The sequence below is a fragment of the Treponema parvum genome (genome assembly GCF_017893945.1).
GTDB lineage: Bacteria > Spirochaetota > Spirochaetia > Treponematales > Treponemataceae > Treponema_D > Treponema_D parvum_A.
In genome coordinates, this window is the sequence record NZ_CP054257.1 from 684,539 (window position 1) to 701,982 (window position 17,444).

At 46.5% G+C, this 17,444-nt stretch carries 15 protein-coding genes; 13 read left to right on the top strand and 2 right to left on the bottom strand.

The window, feature by feature from the left end; all coding sequences use genetic code 11:
- Positions 1-20 precede the first annotated feature (20 nt).
- From purE to HRI96_RS03105, 5 genes are all read left to right on the top strand, one after another.
- The gene (gene purE, locus HRI96_RS03085) at positions 21-518 is read left to right on the top strand and encodes a 5-(carboxyamino)imidazole ribonucleotide mutase (protein ID WP_210118063.1); all 498 of its coding nucleotides are present in this window, start codon (positions 21-23) and stop codon (positions 516-518) included.
- Positions 515-1,969 carry an amidophosphoribosyltransferase gene (gene purF / locus HRI96_RS03090; RefSeq protein ID WP_210118064.1) on the top strand — a complete coding sequence of 485 codons (1,455 nt, stop codon included), beginning with the start codon at positions 515-517 and terminating at the stop codon, positions 1,967-1,969. Before purE ends, purF begins: the two co-directional genes overlap by 4 nt.
- A gap of 15 nt (positions 1,970-1,984) precedes the next feature.
- Positions 1,985-3,085 (top strand): phosphoribosylformylglycinamidine cyclo-ligase, encoded by a 1,101-nt coding sequence (gene purM / locus HRI96_RS03095; protein WP_210118065.1) that lies wholly within the window; start codon positions 1,985-1,987, stop codon positions 3,083-3,085.
- Between the two features lie 18 nt (positions 3,086-3,103).
- Positions 3,104-3,736 carry a phosphoribosylglycinamide formyltransferase gene (purN, locus tag HRI96_RS03100; RefSeq protein ID WP_210118066.1) on the top strand — a complete coding sequence of 211 codons (633 nt, stop codon included), beginning with the start codon at positions 3,104-3,106 and terminating at the stop codon, positions 3,734-3,736.
- A 107-nt stretch (positions 3,737-3,843) separates the two neighbouring features.
- Positions 3,844-4,776 (top strand): DNA/RNA non-specific endonuclease, encoded by a 933-nt coding sequence (locus tag HRI96_RS03105; RefSeq protein WP_210118067.1) that lies wholly within the window; start codon positions 3,844-3,846, stop codon positions 4,774-4,776.
- 218 nt (positions 4,777-4,994) lie between these two features.
- Here HRI96_RS03105 and eno read toward each other — a convergent pair whose 3' ends face one another.
- Complete coding sequence (gene eno, locus HRI96_RS03110) at positions 4,995-6,287, bottom strand: phosphopyruvate hydratase (protein ID WP_210118068.1); 1,293 nt, start codon at positions 6,285-6,287, stop codon at positions 4,995-4,997.
- 163 nt (positions 6,288-6,450) lie between these two features.
- On the opposite strand from eno, the gene HRI96_RS03115 reads away from it, so the two are divergent.
- The 8 genes from HRI96_RS03115 to HRI96_RS03150 all read left to right on the top strand — a co-directional run bounded on the left by HRI96_RS03115 (position 6,451) and on the right by HRI96_RS03150 (position 16,189).
- Positions 6,451-7,089 (top strand): helix-turn-helix transcriptional regulator, encoded by a 639-nt coding sequence (locus HRI96_RS03115; RefSeq protein ID WP_210118069.1) that lies wholly within the window; start codon positions 6,451-6,453, stop codon positions 7,087-7,089.
- 236 nt (positions 7,090-7,325) lie between these two features.
- Positions 7,326-8,465: a M20 family metallopeptidase gene (locus HRI96_RS03120; protein ID WP_210118070.1), complete on the top strand. Its 1,140-nt coding sequence runs from the start codon at positions 7,326-7,328 to the stop codon at positions 8,463-8,465.
- 87 nt (positions 8,466-8,552) lie between these two features.
- Positions 8,553-9,665, top strand: coding sequence for a D-TA family PLP-dependent enzyme (locus HRI96_RS03125; protein ID WP_210118071.1), 1,113 nt, complete (start codon positions 8,553-8,555; stop codon positions 9,663-9,665).
- A gap of 160 nt (positions 9,666-9,825) precedes the next feature.
- Positions 9,826-10,740: a 4-hydroxy-tetrahydrodipicolinate synthase gene (gene dapA / locus HRI96_RS03130; RefSeq protein ID WP_210118072.1), complete on the top strand. Its 915-nt coding sequence runs from the start codon at positions 9,826-9,828 to the stop codon at positions 10,738-10,740.
- Positions 10,741-10,754: 14 nt separating this feature from the next.
- Entirely contained in the window at positions 10,755-11,858 is a 1,104-nt protein-coding gene (gene asd / locus HRI96_RS03135) for an aspartate-semialdehyde dehydrogenase (RefSeq protein WP_210118073.1), read from the top strand.
- Positions 11,859-11,919: 61 nt separating this feature from the next.
- Entirely contained in the window at positions 11,920-13,182 is a 1,263-nt protein-coding gene (locus HRI96_RS03140) for a diaminopimelate decarboxylase (protein WP_210118074.1), read from the top strand.
- 134 nt (positions 13,183-13,316) lie between these two features.
- The gene (locus HRI96_RS03145) at positions 13,317-14,831 is read left to right on the top strand and encodes a M16 family metallopeptidase (RefSeq protein ID WP_210118075.1); all 1,515 of its coding nucleotides are present in this window, start codon (positions 13,317-13,319) and stop codon (positions 14,829-14,831) included.
- 8 nt (positions 14,832-14,839) lie between these two features.
- Positions 14,840-16,189 carry a M16 family metallopeptidase gene (locus HRI96_RS03150; protein ID WP_210118076.1) on the top strand — a complete coding sequence of 450 codons (1,350 nt, stop codon included), beginning with the start codon at positions 14,840-14,842 and terminating at the stop codon, positions 16,187-16,189.
- A gap of 122 nt (positions 16,190-16,311) precedes the next feature.
- Here HRI96_RS03150 and aroC read toward each other — a convergent pair whose 3' ends face one another.
- A complete protein-coding gene (gene aroC / locus HRI96_RS03155; protein WP_210118077.1) occupies positions 16,312-17,412 on the bottom strand; it encodes a chorismate synthase in 1,101 nt (366 codons plus the stop codon).
- Between the last annotated feature and the right edge of the window lie 32 nt (positions 17,413-17,444).

The following is a 17,444-nucleotide window of genomic DNA, read 5'->3' on the forward strand; positions in this document are numbered from 1 at the left end:
TTACGGAAGAGGAGAACGCCTTGAAAGTTGCTGTTTTTTTCGGATCGAAGTCCGATACGGATACTATGAAAAAAGTCGCTCCCGTATTGCAGCAGTTCGGGGTGGATTATGAAGCGTACATCTTGTCCGCGCACAGATCGGGCGAGCTTTTAAAACAAACCGTTCAAAAAGCAGAAGACAACGGATGCGAGGTCTTTATTGCCGGCGCCGGACTTTCGGCGGCTCTTCCGGGGGTGATAGCTTCTCTTACCGTTTTTCCCGTAATAGGAGTTCCTCTTGAATGCGTTTCTTCTCCTTCCAACGGACTTGCAGGCATGGACGCGCTTTTGTCCATAGTTCAAATGCCGCCTAAAATTCCCGTAGCCTGCGTCGGAATAGGCAACGCGGCAAACGCGGCTTATCTTGCCGTTGAAATTCTTTCGATAAAATACCCCGAACTCCGCGAAGCGCTTTTGAATTTCAGAAAAAAAATGATTCAGGACGCCCAAAAAGAGGGAGCCGCCGGAGTCGTTTTATGAATTTTGAAGACGACAAGCTGCATGACGAATGCGGCGTTGCCGGTATATTTTTAAAAACTTCGGATACAAAGGCCGGCAATTCGGAAAAAAAAACATATTCCGGAATGAACGCCGCCACCATGGTCTATTATGCGCTTTATTCGCTTCAGCACCGCGGGCAGGAAAGCGCCGGAATCGCCGTTTCAAACGGCGATGAGATAAAGCTTCACAAGGGAATGGGGCTTGCCGCCGAAGTTTTTAAACCCGAAGATCTTTCGGAGCTCAAAGGCAGCATTGCGATCGGGCATGTTCGTTACGCAACTTCCGGAAGCAAGGGGCCTGAAAACGCTCAGCCCATGCTTGTGGGGTCTAAGTTAGGTTCGGTTGCGCTCGCTCATAACGGACAGCTTATAAACTACGAGCAGTTGCGCGAAATGCTTGAAGAAACAGGGTCTACTTTTAATTCCACGAGCGATACCGAAGTTATCGTAAAACTTATCGCAAAATCATATAAAAAAGGACTTGAGAAAGCGCTTACCGATACTATTCAGATGATAAAGGGTTCTTTTTCGCTTTGCGTCATGACCGAAAACTGCCTTATAGGCGCGCGGGATCCTAACGGAATACGTCCGCTTTGTCTGGGGAAGCTTGAAAACGGCTGGATGCTTGCGAGCGAAAGTTGCGCCATCGATGCGGTAAACGGGACTTTTATGCGCGACATAAATCCCGGAGAGATCGTAATAATCAACAACGACGGAGTTCTTTCGTTCGAATTCGGAGAAAGAACTTCAAAGCGTTCCTGTATTTTTGAATATATATATTTTGCGCGCCCGGATTCCGTCATAGATCAGATAGGCGTTCAGGAAGCGAGGATCCGCATGGGCGCGGTTTTGGCGGCGGAGAGCGGAGTTCCGGCGGACGTTGTCATAGGAGTTCCCGACAGCGGGATAGGTGCCGCCATGGGTTACTCGCGGGCTGCGGGAATTCCTTTCGCTATGGGGATAGTAAAGAATAAGTATATAGGGCGCTCGTTTATCGCTCCTTCTCAAAAAGAACGCGAAAACATGGTATTTGTAAAATTGAATGCCATGAAGAGCGACGTAAGCGGAAAACGTGTCGTTGTCATCGACGATTCCATAGTCCGCGGAACCACAAGCCGCAGGCTTGTTCAAATTTTGCGCCGCGCCGGAGCCAGAGAAGTTCACTTTAGAATTTCAAGTCCGCCCGTAAAATTTCCGTGTTATTTTGGAATAGATACGCCGAGTCGTGCGGAACTTATTTCCAGCACTCATGACGTTGAGGCCATTTGCAAAGAAATCGGGGCGGATTCCCTGGCGTTTATTTCCACCGACGGAATGCTTGAGGCTTTGAAAAGTTGTAACCCCCAACAATACGGATACTGCAAGGGCTGTTTTACAGGCGAATATCCGATACCGGTGCCCGGAGAATTAAACGGAAAAAGTTTTCGATAAAAATCGAGGTTTATTATGGCGACTATTGACTATAAAGAAGCGGGCGTCGATGTGGAAGAAGGCTATCGCGCCGTAAACAAATACAAAGAGCACGCAAAACGAACCGCTGTTCCCGGATTGCTTACGGGATTGGGCAGCTTTAATGGAATGTTTCAAGTGCCGAAGGGATTAAAAGATCCTGTAATGGTCAGCGGAACCGACGGCGTAGGCACAAAACTCGACATTGCGTTTAAGATGAAAAAATACGACACGGTCGGCATAGATTGCGTCGCCATGAGCGTAAATGATATTTTGTGCGCAGGAGTTCAACCGCTGTTTTTTCTCGACTACCTTGCCTGCGGAAATCTTGACGCCGATATTGCTTCCGAACTGGTAAAAGGCGTTGCCGACGGCTGTGTGGACGCCGCTTGCGCCTTGCTCGGAGGCGAGACGGCTGAAATGCCCGGATTTTACGACAAAGGCAAATACGATTTGGCGGGATTTGCCGTGGGAGTTGGCGAAAGGGATGAAATGATCACCGGCCGGGCGATCAAGGAAGGCGACGTTCTGATCGGCCTTTCTTCGACAGGGGTTCATTCAAACGGATTTTCTTTAGTGCGAAAACTTGTAACCGACCTTGATTCAAAATTCACCGTCGGCGGAAAAGACAGCGGAAAGACAATAGGAGAAGTTCTTTTGACGCCGACGCGCATTTATGTCCGTCCCGTAATGGAAGTTCTTAAAAAATTCCGTAAAAGCGTTCACGGTATGGTTCATATTACGGGCGGAGGATTTTACGAAAACATTCCGCGCATGTTTTTCAACGGGAAAGACGAAAAAAAGAAACTCGTTTCGGTTATCAAAAAAAACAGCTGGGAAATTCTTCCCGTGTTTAGAGAGCTTATCGCTCGCGGAGCCGACGAAAGCAAGGTTTTTAACACCTTCAACATGGGAATAGGCTTTATTCTGGCCGTAGAGTCAAAAGACGCTTCGGATATATTAGGAATGTTCAACGAAAACGCTTTTAAGTACCGGCAGCCGGGAATTCCCGATATGAAGGCTTACGATATCGGCCGTATTTCTTATGCCGCAGACCTGGTCAAACGCCCTGAAGACAGCGTAATATTTGAAGACTGATTTTTGTTGAGACAAATTATGGTGAACGTTGCGGTTTTGGTTTCAGGCGGAGGTACGAATTTACAGGCGCTCATAGATTATAAAAAAAGTACCAAAAGCTGTCCGTATGATATAAGCGTTGTTATGAGCGATAAAAAAGACGCGTTTGCGCTTGAACGCGCAAAGGACGCCGCCATTCCCACCGAAATTGTAAGTCCGTATTTCGTACTTGGAGACTCAAAGGCCAAACTTGCGTCGCGCGACGAAAAACGGCTCGCCGTTTCCGACAGAGTGCTTGAAAATTGTAAAAAATATAAGATCGATCTGATAGTTCTTGCAGGCTGGCTGACTGTTCTTTGCGGCGGCATAATCGACCGATATTCACAGCGCATCATTAACCTTCATCCGGCTCTTTTGCCTAAATTCGGCGGAGTAGGGATGTGGGGACGTCATGTGCACGAGGCTGTCCTTGCCGCGGGTGAAAAAGAAAGCGGATGTACGGTTCATCTTGTAGATTCAGGATGCGACACGGGACGTATTCTTATTCAAAAAAAAGTTCCCGTATTGCCCGGCGATACACCCGAAACTCTTTATTCGCGCATAGCTTTGCAGGAACATAAGGCGCTTGTGGAAGGCGTTTGCCTTTTGGCAAATAATTTGGGCAAAAGTTGAAGTTTTCGGCAACTTCGGTTCGGTTAAGCTCTTGGGTTTATTAGTGCGGAGGGCGACATATTGCGGCGCTCTTGACCGAGGTTGTTGACTGCCGCGGAAATGAAAATATGAAACGTTCAAAATATAAGCTGCTCCTGTTTTTTATCCTTTGTTTTTTTATCGTATGGTCGGCCTTAAAATATAAAAAGTCGAATTCCGCCGGGGTAATTTCGGAAAATGCGGCCGGAGCCGAAAGCACATCGGATGCCGGCGGAGGCGCCGAAGCGGCCCATAGCGGTGTTTCAGAACACGGCGCGAAAAACGCGGCAGGATCGAAAACACATGACGCGGTTTTAAAATTTTCGGATCAGGATTCTCTCGTTACGTGCTCTGCTCCGTGCCCTGGCCATGAAATTCACACCTACAGCGGATTTACGCTTTGCTACCGCGAAGAATACGAACAGGCCGAATGGGTCGCCTATGAGCTTACGGAAGGCGAACTTGTAAAGGCCGTAGAACGATCGAATAATTTTAGAGTGGATCCTTCCATCTCGACGAATTCCGCAAGTCCTGAAGACTATGCCGGAAGCGGCTACGATAAGGGGCATTTGGCTCCTGCAGGCGACATGGCTTGGAGCGAACAATCTATGCGGGATTCATTTTTTATGAGCAATATGAGCCCGCAGCTTCCGTCTTTTAACCGCGGAATATGGAAATATCTTGAAGATCAGGTTCGCCTCTGGGCTAAAAAATTCGGCTGGGTGTATGTTATTTCGGGGCCCGTGCTCGAAAAGCCCTCAGGCGAATATAAGTCCATAGGCAAAAACAAGGTGAGCGTTCCCGAGTATTATTATAAGGCTCTTCTTACAAAAACCGCCGACGGAAAAATTTACGTGCTGGCGTTTATTCTGCCCAATCAAAAATATACCGGCAGTTTTTACGACTTTGCGGTAACCGTAGACGAAGTTGAAAGGCGCACGTCTCTCGATTTTTTTGCGGCGCTGGAAGACGACGTTGAAAACGCGCTCGAATCTGCAGTAGATATTTCCGTCTGGAAATAAAAAGCCCCTTCGCAAGATTTTAGCCTTACGAAAGGGCTCCGATTAAACGGCTTTTGAAGTCGGCGTTTCGGCAGGCCGCCGTATGCGGTAGCGGTATGAAGCAGCCGCCATAGCCGCATGCGGTAGCGGTGTGCAGCCCGCGCTATGAAGCGGCTGCCATCGCCGTTTGCCGCCGCCGCCAAATCCGTATGCAGGTCGCCGTCTGCCGTATTTGAAAACTACAGGTTAAAAGCTTTCATTCCCGGGTAAACCGCGCTGTCGCCCAAGGTTTCTTCAATTCTTAAAAGCTGGTTATACTTTGCAACGCGTTCGGAGCGGCTCGGGGCTCCCGTTTTAATCTGGCAGGTATTTAAAGCCACCGCCAAATCCGCGATCGTCGTATCTTCGGTTTCGCCTGAACGGTGCGAAGAAATCGCCGTGTAGCCCGCCTTGTGAGCCATCTTTATTGCATCCAAGGTTTCCGAAACGGAGCCGATCTGATTGAGCTTAATGAGAATGGAGTTGCCGCAGCCTGAAGAAATTCCCTTTGCCAAGCGTTCGGTATTCGTTACAAAAAGATCGTCGCCTACGAGCTGAACTTTTTTGCCGAGCCTTTCGGTCATGAGCTTCCATCCTTCCCAGTCTTCTTCGTCAAGTCCGTCTTCAATGGAAACGATCGGATATTTTTTGATCAGGGATTCCCAGTGATCGATGAGCTGTTCGGACGTGTATTCCTTTTTGCATTTGGGCAAAAGGTAATGGCCTTTGCCTTTCGGGCTCTTCCATTCGCTTGAAGCTGCGTCCATAGCTATCATAAAGTCTTTTTTAGGCTCGTAGCCTGCGTCTTTTACAGCCGCAAGAATGGTTTCGATCGTTTCTTCGTCGCTGCTTAGATTAGGAGCAAAACCGCCTTCGTCTCCTACGGAAGTTGCAAGTCCCTTGCTTTTAAGGATTTTTTGCAGGCTGTGGAATACTTCCGTACACCAGCGAAGAGCGTCTTTAAATGATTTTGCGCCTACGGGCATGATCATAAACTCTTGCGTGTCTACAGTGTTCGTCGCGTGCGCGCCGCCGTTTAATATGTTCATCATCGGAACGGGCAAATAATTTGCGTTTACGCCGCCCAAAAAGCGATAAAGAGGAATGTCTAAAGATTTTGCCGCCGCACGCGCACATGCTATGGAAACCGCAAGGATCGCGTTGGCGCCGAGCTTTGACTTGTCCTTTGTTCCGTCCGCCTTTATCATGATGGAATCTACCTTATAGGTGTCCGAAGCGTCAACGCCGAGGAGTGCTTCGTTTATAACGGTGTTTATGTTGTGCACCGCTTTCTGAACGCCCTTGCCCCCGAATTTCGATTTATCGCCGTCGCGCAGTTCCAAAGCTTCGAATTCGCCGGTGGACGCTCCGCTCGGAGCCGCTCCCAGCGCGATAGTTCCGTCGGCAAGGTGAACTTCCGCTTCTACGGTGGGATTCCCGCGCGAATCTATGATTTCGCGCCCCACAACCTTAATGATTTCCAAATAATCCATATAAACCTCCAAACTTGCTTGAATAATTTAAGCAAAGAATATCATTTTTTATGAATTATGACCACACCCGCGCCGTATGTGCGTTTCTATTGATTTTTATTTTTTTTGGATATATTTTGATCCCGTTGCCGGTTCTCCGACCTAAGTTAAACTGGGGGTATGCATGAGCTATATTCAAAAAAATCAAAAGGTATTTGAAAAAATAATGAAAGCGATAGCGGCGGAATTCGGCAGTCATTGCGAAATCGTGTTGCACGACCTTACGCTTCCCTACGATCACACGATCGTCGCCATAGAAAACGGCCATGTGACAAATCGGAAGATCGGAGATTCCGGCACTAATATCGGTCTTGAAGTGCTCCGCGGTTCCATCGTTGAAAATGACAGATATAATTATGTGAATAAAACTCAGGACGGAAAACTTCTGCGATCCACCTCCGTATATTTTAAAGACAAAAAAAATAAAACCGTAGGAAGTTTGTGCATAAATTTCGATATTACCGGTTTGATACAGGCGGAAAACACTATAAAGGAATACGCAAATTCTTCGTCGCCCGAAGAGGTGGAAGAATTCTTTACCGGAAATATTGACGATCTGTTGGACAAAATGCTGCAGGAAACGATCAGACGTATCGGAAAATCCGTCCGGGATATGACAAAGGAAGATAAATTGCAGGCGATAAAATATTTGGATAACAAGGGTATATTTTTGGTAAAAAAATCGATGGATACTGTTTCGGATTTTTTTGAAATATCCAAATTTACTTTGTATAATTATCTTGACGAAGTAAGAAAGCAGTGACGCTTTTGCGTTCGTTTACACCTAAAATGCAATTAGGTCAAATATCGAGTTTTGAAAATACCAGCTAATAATACTATGCTTTCGGCGAGAGGCGAATGTCAGAACGAATATAAATTTATTTTGTAAAATATAACCGGTTTTGCACAAAATATATGGATTTTTACAATATTTTTGTAATTTTCTTGACAACAGCCGGAAAGCTTTTTACAATTATTTTGTAAACGATCGGAGGCAATGTGTCGGAAGAAGTTGTTTCTTTGCTTCAGAAGATGATTCGCATAAATACTGTATCTCCTCCCGGAAATGAAAAGGATCTGGCTGTTTTTTTAGAAGCATATTTGAAAGAAAAAGGTTTGAATCCCTGTGTTCAGAGCGTCGAAGGCAATCGTGCCAATTTGATATGTGAAATCGGCTCCGGCGATGAAACGCTGCTTGTGCTTAACGGTCACCTTGACGTTGTTCCCGCACAGGGAGAATGGGGCTTCGATCCTTTTTCAGGGAACTCTGACGGAACCTATGTGTACGGCCGCGGAGCCGCCGACATGAAGGGCGGATTGGCGGCATTGACGTGCGCATTCCTTTCCGCGATTCCTCATGCCGATAAATTAAAAGGCAAGCTGCGCCTTGTTTTCGTTGCGGATGAAGAGACAAGCAATCACGGATCACTCTATTACCTTGCGCACGATAAAAAAAGATATGCAAAAAATTATGCGGTGATTGCAGAGCCTACGGAACTGCGCGTCTGTAAAGGACATCTGGGCGCCGAACGCTATTGGATATCTTTTAAAGGTTCCAGCGCACATTCAAGTAAACCTGAAAACGGCTGCAACGCTGTTTATCTTGCTGCCAAAATGATAAGCGCTCTCGAAGAGTACCATACCGAATTGAGAAAACGTTCGTCTTCTTGGGGAAGTCCTTCCTGTGCGGTTACTAGGATCGAAGGCGGCGAAAAAGACAATACGATTCCTTCGTCATGCAAGTTATTCGTTGACCGCCGTACCGTTCCGGGTGAAACAAAGGAAGATATCGACAATGAGCTTGACATTATAATCAAGAATGTTTTCGGAAAAGATAAAGACCGCGTTGAAGTAGCTTCTTTTTTTGATTTTTCGGCCGGTCGCATCGGCGAAGATAATCCGTTAATAGTTACTGCGTGTGAAATTGCCAAGCGGCGCAGAGGAGAGGAGTTTGGGAAACCCATAATCTTCGGCGCCGGATGCGAACAAGCTATTTTTACCAACGGCGGATTTGACACTATTGTTTGGGGCCCGGGTTCTCTTTCTCAGGCACATGTGCCGAATGAAAGGATTCTCATAGAAGAAGTGACGGAAGCAAAAAAACTATACGAAGAACTGATTTTTAAAATGCTGTGCTAAGCGGTAATACGGATAATATCCGTAATTGGTTTTGATAAACGGGCGGGAAGTCCTGCCGGAATTTAATTTATTTTGAGGTGTAACCGTATGAAGTGTTTGTACGACAATGATAACGTTGACGACGTTATAAGTCCCGCGTTGATTTATTATAAAAAGATAATTATCGATAATATAAAACTTTCGATAAAAATTGCCGGTAGCGCCGACAGATTGTGGCCCCACGTTAAAACGCATAAGTCCGAATCTATGGTAAAACTGCAGCAGTCGCTGGGTATTAATAAGTTTAAATGCGCTACGATTGCGGAAGCGGAAATGCTTGCGATGGCCCATGCGGAAAAGATTGTTTTGGCTTATCCTTTAGTCGGGCCGAACATCAAACGATTCCTTCAGCTGATTAAAACGTATCCCGACAGCACATTTTACGCCATAGGCGACGATTACGATACGATCAAAAAGCTCGGCGAAGCGGCGGCCGAAAACGGCATGACAGTTTCCGTGATGATCGATGTGAATATGGGAATGGACAGAACCGGCGCGCCGATAGACGAAGTTGAAGCCTTGTACGCACGATGCGCCGAGTTGCCCGGAATAGAAATGACAGGGTTGCACTGTTACGACGGCAATCGCCACGAATCCGACGTCAATGAACGCATGGTTAGAGTTGCGGAAGTTGATAAAAAAATCGAAGCCGTTGTGTCTTCCCTTGAGGCAAAAAAAATAAAGTGTCCAATATTGATAATGGGCGGCACGCCGTCTTTTCCCTGTCATGCAAAACTTACAAAGTATTATCTTTCCCCCGGAACGGTATTCATCAATGACGCCGGATACAGAGACGGATTCAAAGACCTTCCTTTTGTTCCTGCCGCCGCGCTGCTTACCAGAGTGATAAGTCATCCGGTTAAGGGGGTGTTTACGCTTGATCTGGGATACAAGGCGATCGCTTCAGATCCGCAGGGCGTAAGAGGAGAGCTTCAGAACTGGCCTAATGCGGAGCCCGTTCTTCAAAACGAAGAGCATTGGGTTTTTAAAATGAAAAAAGGCCATGAAAACGAAGTTCCGCCTATAGGCACCGTGCTGTATGTGATACCGACGCATATTTGCCCGACGTCTGCCTTGTATCCTTCGGTTTTGGTATCGGAAAACGGAAAGATAACGGAATCTTGGGACGTAACCGCGCGGAACAGAAAAATAAATATTTAGCCAAAACTTCCGGCGCTTCATTGGCGGCATTTGTCGCACAGGACGTGCACCTTCCGCCTTTTATGCCGTTAGCGAAATTCTTCACTTGTCAGAAATGCATAAAAATGCAATAATACGCGCGATAAGTGCATAAAACAAACATGTGCAAATGGAGATATTTATGGCGACACTATTTCGCGGCGCTTTTACGGCGATGATCACTCCGATGAATTCCGACGGATCCGTCGATTTTGAAGGATTCCGCAAAAATGTTAAATTCCAGCTTGAAAGCGGCATAACAGGGCTGTTTCCTCTGGGAACGACAGGCGAAACTCCTACGCTTGACGAAGACGGCGAAGAGGACAGGATCGTCGATATAGTGATGACTGAAACGCGCTCTTATGAAAAAGCTCACGGAGTAAAAATCCCTGTAGTATTGGGCGCCGGAAGCAATAACACGCGGGACGCGGTGCGCAATACCGAACGCGCAAAAAAAGCGGGCGCCGCCGGAGCGCTTGTAGTAACTCCGTATTATAATAAACCTTCGCAGGAAGGTATTTTCAGGCATTTTGAAGCCGTTTCAAAGATCGGCGTTCCGATAATCGTTTACAACATACAAGGAAGATCAGGGGTTAATATTTCCACGGAAACTCTTTTGCGCATAGCGGATTTGCCGAACATAGCAGGAGTAAAAGAAGCCAGCGGGAATATCAACCAGATGATGGATGTCATCGCTTTGATCAAATCAAAGCGTCCTGATTTTGCGGTTTTAAGCGGAGACGACGCGCTTACCTTGCCGCTTATTGCTTGCGGAGGAGACGGAGTTGTGTCGGTAGTGTCGAACCTCGCCCCTTCTCTCATAAGCGAAATGGTAAATTCCGCTTTAAATGGGGATATGACAAAGGCGCGCGGCCTTCACTACAGGCTGCTGCCGTTTTTCAAGGCGGCGTTTGTAGACGGGAATCCTTCGTCGATAAAATACGCCATGAATGTAAAAGGACTTTCAGCCGGTATGCCGCGGCTTCCACTTGTCGAGCCTACGGCCGCGGCTAAAAAAATTATTGAAAATGCGCTTAAAGAATGTAATCTTATCTGATTTTAGGGGAAATTATGTCAAAAATACGTGTAGGTGTTTTAGGTGCGACCGGAATGGTAGGGCAGCGCTATATTCATCTTTTGGAAAACCATCCTTGGTTTGAAGTTACCTACGTAGCGGCAAGTCCGCGTTCGGCGGGAAAGCAGTACAAAGAAGCCGTTGCCAACCGCTGGCTCATAGGCTCCGACATTCCGCAGGGCGTTGCCGGCCTTACTGTGTGTGACGCGGGTGACGTGAGCGCCGCCAAGGGAAAATGTTCTTTTGTGTTCAGCGCGCTTGAAATGGACAAAGAAGCGATAAAGACGCTTGAAAGTTCCTACGCAGCTTCCGGGATTCCCGTGGTTTCAAATGCGAGCGCCAATCGCTGGACGGAAGACGTTCCCATGCTTATTCCCGAAATAAATTCTTCTCATATCGATATAATCGCAAGCCAGCAAAAAAAACGCGGCTGGAACAAAGGCTTTATAGTTGTAAAACCTAATTGTTCGCTTCAGACATATATGATGCCTCTTTATTCGCTCATAAAAGCCGGATATCCGGTAAAACGCATGATAATAACGACCTTACAGGCCGTTTCGGGCGCAGGATATCCCGGCGTTTCGTCGTTTGATACGATCGACAATATTATTCCCTACATAGGCGGGGAAGAAGAAAAGACTGAAAAGGAATGTCTTAAAATTCTCGGAAACGTGTCCGGAGAAAAGATCGTAAACGCTTATTTTCCGCTGGTTTCTTCAACCTGTACGCGCGTTCCCGTAATTGACGGCCACACTGCCTGCGTAAACCTTGAATTCGATCTGGCGGAAAATAAAAAACCTTCGCTCGAAGAGATAGAAAAGATTTTTACTTCGTTCAAGTCCGTTCCTCAGGAACTTAAACTTCCGTCCGCGCCGGATAATCCTATAGTTGTGCGCCATGAGGAAAACAGACCCCAGCCGCGCCGCGACAGGGACGTGGAAAAAGGCATGGCTTCGGTTGTGGGGCGGTTACGGAAATGCAATATATTCGACGTAAAGTTTGTGGCTCTAAGTCATAACACAAAGCGCGGCGCCGCTCTCGGCGGAATCTTGAACGCCGAATTGCTGAAAGCCAAAGGTTTTTTTGATAAATTAGTTTAATTTCGCGTTTTACCGGACTCGGAATTCGGCCGAATTATAAGGCCTTTTGGGAGAAGTGTTTATGAGCTCGTATTTTCCCCTCACGCACGATCAGCTTGTTGATCTTGAAAAGAAATTTCCTACGCCGTTTTATCTTTATGACGAAAAAGCCATACGCGGCAACGTAAGAAAATTCATCGGAGCGTTCAGCGGTTTTCCGGGAATTTGCGAATATTTTGCCGTAAAGGCGCTCCCTAATCCGTACATACTTAAAATTCTTGCGTCCGAAGGCTGCGGAGGCGACTGTTCTAGTTTGCCGGAATTGATTCTTTGCGAACTATCCGGCATAAAAGGCGAAAAGGTCATGTTCACTTCCAACGAAACTCCCGCGGACGAATACCGCCTTGCTTTTAAAAACGGAAATATCATAAACCTTGACGACATAACTCATATAAATTTCTTGGAAAAAACGCTCGGCCGCCTGCCCGATCTTATATGCTTCCGCTATAATCCGGGGCCGCTCAGGGGCGGGAACGCGCTCATAGGAAAACCGGAAGAAGCAAAGTACGGACTTACAAAAGAGCAGATATTCGAAGCGTATTCCGAATGCAAAAAAAGAGGCGTGAAGCGGTTCGGACTTCACACTATGGTTGCGTCGAACGAACTTGATCCGGATTATTTTGTAGACACGGCAAAAATGCTCTTTTCGCTCTGCGTTGAAATAAAGCAAAAATGCTCTGTGCGAATCGAGTTTGTGGATATGGGCGGCGGCATTGGGATTCCGTATAAGGCGGAACAAAAGGAAGTCGATCTAACCTACGTAGCCGACAATATGCGTAAGGCTTATGACGAAATTATAGCGCCGGCAGGCCTTGATCCGCTTAAAATTTACTGGGAATGCGGTAGGCCTATAACCGGTCCGTACGGATGGCTTATCACAAAGGCGATACATGAAAAGCATATTTACCGTGAATATATAGGCGTGGACGCAAGCATGGCCGATCTTATGCGGCCGGGAATGTACGGCGCTTATCACGAACTTACCGTAAGCGGCAAGGAAACGGCTGAAAAAGATCACGTTTATGACGTAGTAGGTTCTCTATGTGAAAATTGCGACAAATTTGCCGTACAGCGCAAATTGCCTAAGATAGATACGGGCGATCTTTTGATAATACACGATGCGGGCGCGCACGGACGTGCCATGGGATTCAATTACAACGCAAAGCTGCGCTGCGGTGAAGTTTTGCTGCGCTCCGACGGTTCGTTTAAAGAAATCCGCCGAAAAGAAACGGTAGACGATTATTTTGCTACGCTGGACATGGAAGGCCTTAAATCGTTCCGCTAGCGGCGCCCCGGCTTTGAGCGAAACCTGCCGTTTACCGCCATGGGCGGCGGCAAAATTTGTAACTGTGACTGTTTGGCGGCGCCTTTTAAATCTCCCCCTTGAAACCTTTTTGTCGTTACAGTTATTTTCTAAATATGAATTATATGACAAAAAAATTGAAAAATGCGCTTTTGTATTTTACCGTACTTTTTTGTGCGGTTTCGCTGGTTTCGGCGTCGGGCAAAAAAGAAGCCGCAAAAACTTCGGTAGAAAGTCTTTATGAGTATGAGCTGGATAACGGATTAAAACTTTTTGTGGCTGAAAACGATTCCGCTCCGCTTGCGTACATTGAAGTTGCCGTAAGATGCGGCGCGATAGCGCAAACGCCTGAAACGGCAGGTCTTTTTCACCTTTATGAACATATGATGTTTGAAGGCGATTCCAGATACCCCAGCAGCGCCGATATGGACAAGGCCGTGCGTGATATGGGGGCGCTCGGACAAAACGCACAGACAGGCATAAACGGCGTAAGATATTTTTTTACCGTGCCCAGCGCATTGCTTGAAAAAGGACTTGAGTTTTGGAGTTATGCGATCAGAGAACCTTTGCTCTCCGAACAGGGGCTTGATTCTCAAAAGAAGGTTGTGATCGCCGAAATTGAAGGAAATTTTCCGGATCCCGCAAGGATTTATTCTTACAACCTGTTTAGGACTATGTTCCCGAAATATCCGTGGAGAACGGATCCGTCGGGTTCTTCGCAATTGGTTCAAAACGCCACTTCGGACGATTTAAGAATCATGCTAAAAAAATACTATGTGCCGAATAACGCTGCAGTTTTTGTAGGCGGCGACGTGCGGCATGAAAATGTGTATGAACTCGTAAAAAAAATATACGGTTCTTGGGAAAGAGCGGACGACCCGTGGAGCGAAGAGCGGGAGCGGCAGCTCTCGGATCCTCTTACGGAAACGACGTTTAGAGTGATGCCTTCCGATGCGATTTCGGCGGAACAGGCAGTAATAAGCGTGTATTTCAGAGGGCCTGACGCAGGTTATGACGAGGATTTTATAGAAATTGCGTCTTTTTTTGACGAGCTCATGGACGATCCTTCGGGTTTTTATAAGCAAACCCTGCTCGGCATGAGTGAGCTTGAAATTTCCGACGCGGATCACATAGGAGAGGGAGCATCTTTTTACCGCGAAAACGGACTCATAATGTTTAAAGCCGTCGTAAATTCCCCTCAAAAAGATCTCGCAGAAAGGGCGGCTCTTTTTGCTTCTACCGTAACCGATAAAATCATTCCTCAAATTCTTAATAAGAAAGATATTTTTACAAAAGAGCAGTTTGCTCAAGTTAAACGGACGATGAAAGATTATGGGTATCTTACGGCCGAAACCGCCGAAGATCTTCTTAGGCAAGTTGAATACTGGTGGGAAAACGCATCGGCGGAATTCTTTTTTAAAAAAGCTCCCAAGATAAAAAAATCGGATATTGATAAATATTTGAATACGTATATAAGTAAGAAATGTCCGCTCGTGACGGTCCAACTTAATACGGCCGTGTATGCGGAACAAAAAAATTCTTTTGCCGCCGCAGGTTTTAAAGAATTTACTCAAGACAGCGCGTATTGGTGGAAAGATTACGAAGGTTTAATTAAGGAAGGTAAAAAATAGGAAAGAATATGATAAAGAAAAAAAGAATATATATTTGTACGTTTTTTTTATGGCTGCTTGCCGCCGGAGCCTTCGGGAAAGAATTTTTTTTGAATAATAAAATTCCTGTCTACGTAAAAGAAAACCGTTCCAATCGCTTAGTTTCAGTTTACTTGATAGTCGAAGGCGGCACCGCGCTCTTGCCGCCTGAATATTCCGGCCTTGAAATGGCGCTTTTCCGCATGATGAGAAGCGGCTCTAAAAAATATTCGCACGAGTATATTCAAGATCTTTTATACAAAACGCATGCGGATTTTTTCGGATTTGCGCAGACTGAAGGCGCAGGGCTTGGAATAGAATGCCTTGATTATTATCTCGACGATCTTTTGCCCGTATTTGCGGACGGATTTTTGAATCCGCTGTTCGATGAAGCGGAATACGATACGATGAAAAAGGAATACGCCCAAAGACTTCAGGCGACTCTTAATTCCCCGAGTTCTCTTGCGTTTTACACAGCCTTGGAAAACATATACGCGGATCACCCGTATAAAACCCGAGCTTCTGCGACGGCGCTTTCCATCGAAAACATCACTGTAGAAAACATGAAAGAGCTCCATAAAAAGACATTGGACGCAAGACGAATCTTTGTTGTGGTAGTCGGCAACGTTAAGGCAAAAAAGATCGTAAAAAAACTGAATTCGATGCTCGGTTCTGAAATTTCTCCTTTGTCCGAACAAAAATTTTATCCGCCTGAAATAAGCCCGGTAGACGTAAGCGGAAAAAACATTGTCATAAGGCATCCGGCTGCAGCGGGGACGGGCTTTATGTACGGATGTTTTGATTCTCCGCCGATAGACAGCGAAGATTACATTCCTGCCTGCATTGCTTCGGATATGATGAGCGACGTTCTCTATCAGGTAGTGCGCGAAGAACACGGAGCCTGCTATACTCCTTCGTCTTTTATTTTAAGTTCCAAAGCGCCCTTCGGCGTGATTTCGCTTTACAGAGTAAGCGATCCTGAAAATATCGTAGGCTATGTTGAAGAAGCCGAGAAAATCATGGAAGAAGGAAATATAATAGTCGGAAGGAATCCAGATAGTTCTTTTATTTTTGAACCGATGGAAGCTCATCTTGAAAGCTATAAAAATATCTATATAAATCAAAAATATGCCGATCAAAAGACAAACAGCGGCGTTGCCGGAAGTATAGGGAAAAGCCTTTTACAATTCGGCGATGCTGTAAGCGCAGGAAGACTTGCTCAAAAGGCGGAATCCGTTACTTATGAGCAGATAATGCACGTTTTTAAAAAATATTTTTTGCAAAACAAAAGATGGTTTTGCGTCGTAGGACCGGGTGCGGACGGAGATGTAAGATTTTAAGGAAGACGAGGAAGGCGAATTCCGGCAGAGCCGACACATCGCTAATTAACGTATGCTCTGCCGCGCCGGCGATGGAATTTGCAGAGGCGTAAGAGAGCCGGAAGACTTTTATCGGAATCCGATCATATCTTTGTACATCTGTTTCTTAAATACATATCCGCGAGCACGATATAGGTCATCGCTTCAATTACCGGAACTATGCGCGGACATATGCACACATCGTGGCGCCCCTCGATCACTAAGTCGATATTTTCGATCTTGCCTTCTTTGACGGCTATTGTCCTTTGCGGTTTGAAAATACTCGGAACGGGTTTTATCGCGGCGCGGAAGACAATTTCATTTCCGTTTGAAATTCCGCCCAATATTCCGCCTGAATTATTTGTTTCAAAACTTATCAAATCGGGCGAGGGTCCTGTTCGCATAGGATCGTTATTTTGGCTGCCCGTCATGTCCGCAGCATGAAAGCCCTCTCCGAATTCTATGCCTTTTACGGCGCCTATTGAAAGGATCGCCTTTGCGATCTCTGCATCCAATTTGTCAAAAACAGGTTCGCCCAAGCCGGCAGGCGCTCCTTTTACTACGCATTCGATAATTCCGCCTGCGCTGTCTCCCGTTTCTTTGAGATGTTTGATCTTTGCTTCCATTTCGGCGGCGGCGGCGCAATCGGCAGCTCTCAGAGGATTTTTTTCAATATCGTCAAAGTCGATTTTTTTGCATTGAATTCCGGCGGCTTTGAGCGTAAAAGCCGTAACTTTTATTCCTTCTTTTTCAAGCAAAAGCTGTGCAACGGCTCCCGCGGCAACCCTTGCCGCCGTCTCTCGGCCGCTGGATCTGCCGCCGCCGCGCCAGTCGCGCGTTCCGTACTTTGTATAATAAGTAAAATCCGCGTGACCCGGCCGGAACGTGTTTGCAATATCGGCGTAATCTTTTGACCTCTGCGATCTGTTCCGTATTAAAAGAGAAATAGGAGTTCCCTGAGACACACCGTTAAAAACGCCGCTTAGAATTTCTACTTCGTCGTCTTCTTTCCGTGCGGTTACGGCTGCGTTCGGCTTGCCGTCGGCCGCGACTCCCGGACGACGACGGTTCAGAGCTTTTTGAATGTGTTTTACATCTATTTTAAGACCTGCGGGACAACCGTCTATCACGGCTCCCAACGCTTCCCCGTGGCTTTCTCCGAACGTGGTTACTCTGAAAACCGTTCCGAATGTGTTTCCGCTCATGAACTCTCCCTGTGCGGCATTTTCGAAAATTG